The sequence below is a fragment of the Caballeronia sp. genome, assembly GCF_049581465.1.
Lineage (GTDB): Bacteria > Pseudomonadota > Gammaproteobacteria > Burkholderiales > Burkholderiaceae > Caballeronia.
Genome location: NZ_JBAUSA010000658.1, coordinates 1 through 10,060 on the forward strand (window position 1 = coordinate 1; position 10,060 = coordinate 10,060).

The window sequence follows — 10,060 nt, forward strand, 5'->3', positions numbered from 1 at the left end:
GTACCGTTGATAGCCAGTCCTGCGGGCCGTGCTTCAAACCGATACTGCAGATGGGTCGGATATTGAGGATCGATCTCCCGCACTAAACGGTTGATCACCTGCTTGAGCTCCTCAGAATCTTCGACTCCCAATAGGTAACCTGCTTTCACCAGGCCCTCGCCAAACTTCTCGACCATCAGCGCCGCGAACGCAGCTGTCTCTGCGCCGCGCGCGACATCGCTCTGGCGATTGCCTGCGTACCGCTGAATTTCATTGATCAAAGCAAGAACGTCATTTGTCATGGCCGCGCCAGTTTCCAGGTATATGTTTTCATTCGCGCGAGGGCGTGCCCTTGCTCCATGTCGCGACGCCGGGTCGGCAAGCAAAAACAAAGCAGTCGAACATTCCACCAGCGGTTCAGACGCGCGCCCTCGCTGCGCGCACCTACGTGCACCTAAGCACCTAGGCCGGGCTGCCGATTTTCGCCTAACCGCGTAGCGCTAGCGGGAGCGTCGCAACCAGGTAGACAAGACCGATGGACGGGAACCCTGAGAGCGCGATCCCAGCGGAGATCACAGAGAACACGCCTGCAGCGGTAAGGGCGCGCGTACTAAACATGCCATCTTCCTAAGGCCATAAAGCTCTCGTAAAAGGTGTGGCACGCCGCCTTGAACCGGGCGACCCATGCCGCGGTAAACCTCAGGACGTCCGAACCAGCCGGACGCCCAGGGCTCCTGGCAAACCGAGCCCTTGCCGACCGTATTGCCGGGCGTGTATTACATAGGCTGTATATTCGCCGCCTGCAACCCTTTTTGCCCTTCTCTTATCTCGAAGCTGACCTTCTGCTTCTCCGTAAGCGACTTGAAGCCCTCCGCTCTCACTTCCGAGAAGTGCGCGAACACATCTTCTCCTCCGTCATCGGGCGTAATAAATCCGAAACCCTTTGCATCGTTGAACCACTTTACGGTACCTGTTGCCATGATCGTATCCAGAATTAAAAATTGAACTGCATTTAGAGGACGGTGCGCTTCGTCGCCTCTGTTAAATACACAATACGTTGTTCGAACTAACGGCCGAGATAAATAGTGAGCTCTTCATGTAAAGCATTTATAAAAATTCACCCGGTAACAAGTAACTGACAACGGGCTCGCTCGGAGCTATAGGCCCACGAGCATCGGGTTGAGTTCAATGTGCAGCATCACCAGCCATTTCTTTGGACATTGATCGTCGATCCTGGGCAATGGATGCGACGCGTCCACGCCCTTGACTAGCTTCTTCTCGCTCGCATGGTGATAGGCGCGACGCGCGTCAGACTGCAGCCAGTAACTAATCATCAGGGACGAAATCAAACCGAATCCCGAAATGACGATAGGGGTGACGGTTGGGTCAATAGTTCGGCAAGCGTATGAAAAAGCAGCCGTGAGCACCTGATTGCACACTATGATCAACGAGATCAGCTTGACCAGTCCCCTGATGCGCATCGAATTTCTAAGTGCCATAAAACTTATCCAGTAATGTCATTCTCTTAAGATCGCGTTACCGTCCGCCACGGCCGAGCATTGCCAGCGAGCGGTGACGCGACAACGACGCCTCATAGCCCTTCAGTTCCGCGCCACCCAGGCGTTGCTTCATTGGGGACGTCGCAATAGTCACCGGCGGTGCTTCAGCTTCGGCGCTTGCTTGCTCCCCGGTGTCGGCGTCCCCTGGCGTTAAAATGTAGACGGTAGACCACGAAGTCTGAGTGGTTGTTTGTACGAGGCCTTCCTTGACGAGTTCGGCCAGTAGTCGTCGCGTCATCGACGCAGGCTGGCCAAGCAGGCGCGCCAGATAAGTAACCGAGTATTCGCGTCCTTGACGCATATGCGCCAGGATGGCGGTAGATCCGTGATTCATCGTGAGGCCCCTGTACTCGTTGCAGAGAAAGATGCTATGCCGAAGCCCATAAAATCGGCGTAAAGAGTTTGATTTATTTCGAATTTATTTCAGTGCAGGCGAATAAGCACGCCGCCGTCCTCCAAGCCCCCAATGGAGCGTCTCCCCTCTCTCGGCTACCATTAGATTATCATCGGCCGCAGCGTCATTAAAAAGCGACCCCGTCGCGAACCCTGCATCACCCAGGAGACTAATCCATGCACGATTCCTATCTTGCGCATGTGCGCAGCACCCTCGACCAGATTCGCGCCGACGGCTTTTACAAGACCGAACGCGTGATCTCAAGTGCGCAATCGGCCGACATCCGCCTGGCGGCCGGCGACGAAGTGCTCAACTTCTGCGCGAACAACTACCTCGGCCTGGCCAACGACGCACGCCTGATCGACGCAGCGAAAGCGGGCATGGACCGGGATGGTTTCGGCATGGCGTCGGTGCGCTTCATCTGCGGCACGCAGAGCGTCCACAAGGACCTTGAGCAGGCGCTTGCGGCCTTTCTGCAAACCGATGACTGCATCCTGTACTCCAGTTGCTTCGACGCGAATGGCGGCCTGTTCGAAACCTTGCTCGACGAATCCGACGCCATCATCAGCGACGAACTGAACCACGCGAGCATCATCGACGGCGTGCGTCTGTCAAAGGCGAAGCGCTACCGCTACAAGAACAATGATCTCGCCGACCTCGAAACCAGGCTGCAAGAAGCCGATGCCGCCGGCGCGCGCTTCAAGCTGATCGCCACTGACGGCGTGTTCTCGATGGACGGCATCATCGCCAATCTGGCCGGCATCTGCGATCTCGCCGATCGCTATGGCGCGCTGGTGATGGTCGACGATTCGCACGCGGTCGGCTTTATCGGTGAGCACGGACGGGGCACCCCTGAGCATTGCGGCGTGCTGTCGCGCGTCGATATCATCACGGGCACGCTAGGCAAAGCGCTGGGCGGCGCGTCCGGCGGCTACGTGGCCGCCCGTCGCGAAATCGTCGAGTTGCTGCGCCAGCGTTCGCGCCCGTATCTCTTCTCGAATACGCTGACGCCCAGCATTGCCGCCGCCACGCTCACCGCACTGGAACTGCTCGCAAGCGACGAAGGCGCCCAATTGCGCGCTCGCGTGCGTGCCAATGGCGCCCGTTTCCGTGCGGCGATGAGCGCGCTCGGCTTTACCCTCGTGCCCGGCGAGCATCCCATCATCCCCGTGATGCTCGGCGACGCGCAGGTCGCATCGCGCATGGCGGACGCGCTGCTGCGTGAAGGCGTCTATGTGATCGGGTTTTCATTTCCAGTCGTACCGAAAGGCCGCGCCCGCATCCGCACGCAGATGAGCGCCGCGCACACGCCGGCGCAAATCGATCGCGCGGTGGATGCATTCGCGCGCGTCGGCCGTTCACTGAACATCATCTGAGACCTTTGAGGCGACCATGAAAGCATTGGCAAAACTAGAACGCGCACCGGGGCTCACGCTGACTCGGGTCAAGAAGCCCGAAGTCGGGCATAACGACGTGATGATCCGCATCACGCGCACGGCTATCTGCGGCACGGACATCCACATCTGGAAATGGGACGACTGGGCGCAGAAGACGATTCCCGTGCCCATGCACGTGGGTCACGAATATGTCGGCGAGATCGTCGAGATGGGACAGGAAGTGCGCGGCTTCGCGATCGGCGACCGCGTGTCGGGCGAAGGTCACATCACGTGCGGGTTCTGTCGCAACTGTCGCGCGGGACGCCGCCATCTCTGCCGCAATACGGTTGGCGTCGGCGTTAATCGCCCCGGTGCGTTCGCCGAATTCCTCGTGATTCCCGCCTTTAACGCGTTCAAGATTCCGCCGGAGATTTCCGACGATCTCGCGGCTATCTTCGATCCATTCGGCAATGCGACCCACACCGCCCTGTCGTTCAACCTCGTCGGCGAGGACGTGCTGATTACCGGCGCCGGGCCGATAGGCATCATGGCTGTCGCGATTGCGAAGCACGTAGGAGCCCGAAATGTCGTGATTACCGACGTGAATGACTATCGGCTGGAGCTTGCCCGCAAGATGGGTGCGACGCGTGCGGTGAACGTGTCGCAGACGTCTTTAACCGACGTTATGGCCGAGTTGGGCATGACGGAAGGCTTTGACGTGGGGCTTGAAATGTCCGGCGTGCCGAGCGCGTTCACAGGCTTGCTCGAAGCGATGAATCACGGCGGCAAGGTGGCGCTGCTCGGCATTCCGCCTGCGCAGATGGCGATCGACTGGACCCAGGTGATATTCAAGGGGCTGGAGATCAAGGGCATATATGGCCGGGAGATGTTCGAGACCTGGTACAAGATGGTCGCGATGCTGCAAAGCGGGCTCGATCTATCACCGATCCTCACCCACAGCTTTCCCGTGGACGACTATGAGGAAGCATTCGCGACCATGCTCTCGGGCCAAAGCGGCAAGGTGATCCTGGACTGGACCGCATGATGGTGCATTGAGCGTGGTGGGCCGGGGGGTTAAGTACACGCGCCCCCGGCCCACCCAGCTATTAGCCGCGCTCCAGCACGGCCATCTCACGGACCACGACGAGCAGCATCGACAGACTCGCGCCGTTCGTCGCGCGCAATTCCGTCAACAAACGCCCGTAACGCTCGACCGCGGCCTGCCGCTTGCTTCGCCAGTTCTCGACGATTGCGTCGGCTGCATCGATATCGCGTGTCTGTTCAAGCGCGCTGACAGTCAGCGCCCGCTTGAGGCGCGCTAGTTCTTCCAGCGCGGCCGCCCGCGCGAGCACATCCCAGTGCGTAGCGGCGGGCAGCGCCATGGCGCGCTCGACAATCCAGCCGTAGTTCAGCAACGTACCGATTGCGAAGTAGACGCTCGCGACGACCTCCAGCCCGCGCCCGCTACTCGCCGCTACTTCCGCGCTATCCAGCACGGCGATCGACACATCCCCGCTCGTCACCTGTGCGGCAAGACCGCGTTCAACACCCGCTTCCTCCAACGCGCGGCGTCGTTCGGCCCAGCCCTCGAGTTCGTCAGCAGGGAGCAGCGCCGGCAACTGAGGGCCAAGCCTTTGGGCGGCCTCACGACAACGGGCGACACGATTCACGTCGGCGTCCGACTCGTCCGTCGACACCTTCAGATGACGCAGGAACCAGAGGGTCGCCCCCTCCAGCATGCTCACAGCATCGACGAACATGCGCGCCTGCACCTCGTCGGCGATGACATTGTCGAGCGCGTCGATACTGCGCCAGAGTTCGTCCAGGTCGAACACGTCGCGCGCCATGATGCAGGCCCGCACGATCTCGTCTGGGCACGCCTTGGTTGCCTCCATGAGCCGATGCACGAAGGTACAGCCGACCCGATTCATCAGTGCGTTCGTCAAGTGCGTGGCGAGGATTTCCCGCCTGAGCGGATGGCGTTGCATCGGCTCGCTGTAACGCGCTTGCAGCGGTAGCGGGAAATAGTTGGGCAGCATCCCGGCAACCAGCGGATCCTCCGGCACGTCGGAGGCCACGAGTTCGTCATAGAGCCACATCTTGCTATAGGCGAGCAATACGGCACGCTCGGGCGACGTGAGCCCAAGCTTTGCAGCCAGACGCTCGGCGATGTCGTCATCGGAGGGCAGGAATTCGATCTCGCGCTTGAGCCGCCCCGCGCGTTCAAGCCACCGCATCAGCCGCGCTTCGGCCTCGAGCATCTCGGCGACGTAGCGGTTCGCAATCGACAGCGCCTGCGTCTGCGCGTAGTTGTCCTTGAGAACAAGGAGGCCGATCTCGTCGGTCATCTCGGCGAGCAGCGTGTTGCGCTGCTTGCCGGTCATCTCGCCGTCGGCCACGACGAGGCCCAGCAGGATCTTGATGTTCACCTCGTGGTCTGAACAGTCCACGCCGGCGGAATTGTCGATGGCATCGGTATTGATGCGCCCGCCGTGCTGCGCGTACTCGATCCGGCCGAGCTGTGTGACACCGAGGTTGCCGCCCTCGGCCACCACCTTGCAGCGCAGTTCCGCGCCGTTGACACGCACGGGGTCATTCGTGCGGTCGCCGACCTGCGCCGCCGTCTCACGCGTGGACTTCACGTACGTACCCACGCCGCCGTTGTACAGCAGATGCACATCTGCGAGCAGGATCGCGCGGATCAGTTCGTTCGGGGCAAGCGTCGCCGCGCTGATGCCAAGCGACGCCTGTACTTGTTTGGACAACACGATGGTTTTCGCGGTGCGCGGGAAGACGCCGCCGCCGGCTGAAATCAGCGCGGCATCGTAGTCGGCCCAGCTCGAACGCGGCAGCGCGAACAGCCGCTCGCGTTCGTTGAAACTGGCGGCTATATCGGGGTCCGGATCGAGGAAAATGTGACGATGATCGAACGCTGCGATCAGCCGGATATGGCGCGAGAGCAGCATGCCGTTGCCGAACACGTCACCCGACATGTCCCCGATACCGACCACCGTGAAATCCGTAGTCTGGGTGTCGACACCCATCTCGCGCGAATGCCGCTTGACCGATTCCCAGGCGCCGCGTGCGGTAATCGCCATCTTCTTGTGGTCGTAGCCAACCGAGCCACCCGAGGCAAACGCGTCGTCGAGCCAGAAACCATACTCCTGCGCGATGGCGTTCGCGTAGTCCGAGAACGTCGCCGTGCCCTTGTCGGCGGCGACGACGAGGTACGGGTCGTCGGGGTCGTGACGCACGGTGTCGGGCGGCGGCACAATGACGCCGGCCACGCGGTTGTCCGTCACATCCAGCAAGCCGCGCAGGAACATCTGATAGCAGGCGACACCTTCACGCGCGTACGCCTCGCGGTCGGTGGCCGGCGGCGGATTCTTCACGACAAATCCGCCCTTCGATCCAACCGGCACGATCACCGTGTTCTTCACCATCTGCGCCTTCATGAGGCCGAGCACCTCCGTGCGAAAATCCTCGCGACGATCCGACCAGCGCAGGCCGCCGCGCGCGACCTTGCCGCCACGCAGATGTACCCCCTCCACACGCGGTGCATAAACCCAGATCTCGAACATCGGCTTGGGTTCCGGCAAGCCCGGCACCATCGACGGATCGAGCTTGAATGACACATAGGGTTTCGGCTGTCCTTCGGCATCCTTACGAAAATAATTGGTACGCACGGTCGCGTTGATGACACCCAGGAACTGACGCAGGATGCGGTCCTCGTCGAGATTAGGTACGCTGTCGAGCGCGGCTTCTATCTCGTCGAGCACATGCTGCGTGCGCTGGCCGCGCAACTCGCGGCTTTCGGGATTGTCATGGGACGAGCCGGCAAGGTCCGGGTCAAAGCGGACCAGGAAAAGCTCAAGCAGCTTGCGGGCGATGGCCGGATTGCCGGTCACCGCGCGTACTATATACGCGTCGCTGAATGTCGACCCCACCTGCCGCAAATACTTCGCGTAAGCGCGCAGGATCGTGACATCGCGGGCACCGAGTTGCGCGCGTAAGACCAGGCGATTGAAATCGTCATTCTCGACCTCGCCGGTCCAGACGCTTGCGAATGCGTTCTCGAACAATTCCTTGACGCGATCGATGTCGAACTCAACGTCGTCCGCAAGCTCCAGGCCGAAATCGTGTATCCACGCGTGCGGCGCGCCGACCGGCTCGATGCGGTAAGGACGTTCTTCGTCGACGCGAACACCCAGATGTTCCAGCATCGGCAAGCTATGTGACAGCGCAATCGGATCGCCCACGCGATACACCTTGAAGCGAAACGCCCGGCGCCCGGCTTCAATCGGCCGATAGAGACTCATTGCAAGACCGCCCGCGTTCACCTGGGTCTGTTCGATCAACTCGATATCGCGCACCGCCGTGCGTGCCGGATAGTCTTCGCGATAACCCGCCGGGAACGAATCGGCGTAGCGGTTCAACAGCCGGTTGCCCTGCTCTTCGCCAAAGCTGTCGATCAACGCATCGGCGAGATCGTCCTGCCAGCGGCGCGCAACCTGCACGATGCGCTGCTCGAGTTCGCGCGTGTCGGCCTCGGGCATCGTGCCTTTATCCGCGCGCACCGTAATAAAGATGCGTGCCAGCGGAGATTCGGAAAGCAGCGGCGTGAACTCGATGCTCTTGCCGTTGAAGGCCTCCATGAGGACCTTCGCGATGCGTTTGCGCAGGTCCGTGTTGAACTTGTCGCGCGGCACGAAGACGAGGCACGATACGAAGCGGTCGAAGCGGTCGCGCCGCACGAACAGACGTGTGCGCTGATGCTCTTGCAAGCGCAGCACGCCGAGCGCGATATCGAACAGATCATTTTCGTCCGCCTCGAAGAGTTCTTCGCGCGGATATTGTTCGAGCACGGTTACCAGCGACTTATGCAAATGGCCTTTTGCCAGAAAACCGGCGCGCCGGATGATATTCGCGCATTTGCGCCGCACGATCGGTATCTCGGACGTTGAAGCCAGATACGCCGTGGACGTGTACAGGCCGATAAACCGCCGTTCTCCGATCACCTTGCCATCCGGCCCGACGCGCTTCACGCCGACGTAGTCCAGATAGCCCGGCCGGTGCACGGTCGCTCGCGAATTGGCCTTGGTGAGAAAGATGGGCGTCGAGCTTTCGATGACCGTCACGGCCGCGGGCGGCAATTGCGTGACATTGTCGGCTGCGGGCGGCCGCAGGCTTTCGCGCAGCAGTCCCGCGCCGGAGCCCGGTACGCCGCGCAGCGCATACGTGCCATCCTGCGTGATGAGTTCGTAGTCGCGATGACCCAGGAAGGTGAAATGATCCGCGACCATCCACTCCAGGAATGCGCGTGCCTCGACGCCGTCCGGGCTTGTCTCGCGGGTCCTCATTTCACCGATGGTGGCGCGTGCGACCTCGACGATCTTCGGCCAGTCTTCCACCGAGGCGCGCACGTCGCCTAGCACCCGCGCGATATCGCGGCGTAGCTCATCGAGCTTCGCTGCTTCGCCGCAGCGGTCCACTTCGAAATGAATAAACGATTCGAGGCGCGATTGGGTGTCCCCGTCATCGACGTGGCCCAACGCGATGCGGGTGATCGCGCCGGTTGCGTCGCGCCAGACACGAAACACCGGGTGAATGGCCGAATGCATCGCGAGCCCGAGACGATTGACCGCCATTGTCACTGAATCGACCAGGAACGGCATGTCGTCGTTGACGATCTCCACGACCGTGTGATCGGAATGCCAACCGTGCTGCTCAAGGTTAGGGTTGTATACCCGCAGGACTTCGCGGCCCGTCGCGAACTTCTGCGCCGTCTGCCAGTGCGCCATGGCGGCGCCGTAGAGATCGGCGAGATCGCGGCTTTGTATGTCCTCGGGATCGGCGAGTTCATAGTAGTGACGCAGCAACGGTTCGATGATGTTGAACGCGGGCGTAGGCAGCCGTCCCCGTGCATAGTCGACGACATCGTCGAGTAGGTGCGCGACGCGTTCTTCGGTCTTGGTCAGCATGGCGTTCTCCCGGTTCAAGCACGATCGGTGCTCGGATTATGCACCGGGTTTGCGCATGGTTCATGTGCATCCGCACAATGGCCTGGGGCCGGCGGCCAATGGGGGAGGTTTGGGGTTGGGGGGTGCTGCTCGCGGAAAGTGTGAGGCTAGGATTGAGTCCTTCTGCTAGCGTGGTCGTTCTGCATAAGTAGTATTTTCTTGCTTATTTCTGTTAGCCCCAGTCCGGGGCGGGACTTCATTTCTTTGCAAACGCGCAAAGAAACGCGTTTTAAACCGCCAATTCTTAAGTGTCGTCGTCGCGAGTTTCAGGTCTTTGGCACGAACCTAGCACGGCTCCCGCAGCCCCGCAAACGGCAACGCCTACGCTAACCCGCGCGGTAACGCCAGTGGCAAGGGCAGACGCAACGCAAACCGAAAACCCCGTGGCTCCGGGTTTGACCCGTTTGCGTCGCCCTTCGTGCGACCCAAGATACAGAATGGGTGAGCGCGTACCATTCGCTTTGGTGGTTCAAGACACAGATTGTCCCTGAGATACGGCCGTCGAGGCGAAGCGTGTTCGTGCCGCTCGAATGAGAGGAGGGTGTTCGACTGAGCGATGATATGTGGGGCGGCACTACGTTCGGGCCAAAGACCTGAGGTGATCGACGACGACACTTAGGTATTCGCGGTTTGAACGCGTTTCTTTGCTTCGTTTCTTTGCGCGTTTGCAAAGAAATGAAGTCCCGCCCCGGATAGGGGCTAACAGTAATAAGCAAGAAAATACTACTTATG

General features: G+C 60.6%; 8 protein-coding genes. 2 read left to right on the forward strand and 6 right to left on the reverse strand.

What is annotated here, in order from left to right; genetic code table 11:
- From WCA53_RS16240 to WCA53_RS16260, 5 genes are all read right to left on the reverse strand, one after another.
- Positions 1-281 (reverse strand): hypothetical protein (locus tag WCA53_RS16240; protein ID WP_423912368.1); only part of this gene is annotated, 281 nt, incomplete at its 3' end.
- A 184-nt stretch (positions 282-465) separates the two neighbouring features.
- On the reverse strand, positions 466-597 hold the full coding sequence (locus tag WCA53_RS16245; protein ID WP_423912372.1) for a hypothetical protein: 132 nt from the start codon (positions 595-597) through the stop codon (positions 466-468).
- A 158-nt stretch (positions 598-755) separates the two neighbouring features.
- Positions 756-959: a cold-shock protein gene (locus tag WCA53_RS16250; RefSeq protein ID WP_423912375.1), complete on the reverse strand. Its 204-nt coding sequence runs from the start codon at positions 957-959 to the stop codon at positions 756-758.
- A 177-nt stretch (positions 960-1,136) separates the two neighbouring features.
- A complete protein-coding gene (locus WCA53_RS16255; protein ID WP_423912378.1) occupies positions 1,137-1,478 on the reverse strand; it encodes a hypothetical protein in 342 nt (113 codons plus the stop codon).
- Between the two features lie 37 nt (positions 1,479-1,515).
- Positions 1,516-1,872: a helix-turn-helix domain-containing protein gene (locus WCA53_RS16260; protein ID WP_423912381.1), complete on the reverse strand. Its 357-nt coding sequence runs from the start codon at positions 1,870-1,872 to the stop codon at positions 1,516-1,518.
- Between the two features lie 236 nt (positions 1,873-2,108).
- Here WCA53_RS16260 and WCA53_RS16265 point away from each other — a divergent pair, with 236 nt between their 5' ends.
- Both WCA53_RS16265 and tdh read left to right on the forward strand, forming a co-directional pair.
- Positions 2,109-3,308, forward strand: a complete 1,200-nt coding sequence (locus WCA53_RS16265) for a glycine C-acetyltransferase (protein ID WP_423912385.1) — start codon at positions 2,109-2,111, stop codon at positions 3,306-3,308.
- Between the two features lie 16 nt (positions 3,309-3,324).
- Positions 3,325-4,353: an L-threonine 3-dehydrogenase gene (tdh, locus tag WCA53_RS16270; RefSeq protein WP_423912389.1), complete on the forward strand. Its 1,029-nt coding sequence runs from the start codon at positions 3,325-3,327 to the stop codon at positions 4,351-4,353.
- A 61-nt stretch (positions 4,354-4,414) separates the two neighbouring features.
- On the opposite strand, the gene WCA53_RS16275 is transcribed toward tdh, so the two are convergent.
- On the reverse strand, positions 4,415-9,289 hold the full coding sequence (locus tag WCA53_RS16275) for an NAD-glutamate dehydrogenase (RefSeq protein WP_423912391.1): 4,875 nt from the start codon (positions 9,287-9,289) through the stop codon (positions 4,415-4,417).
- Between the last annotated feature and the right edge of the window lie 771 nt (positions 9,290-10,060).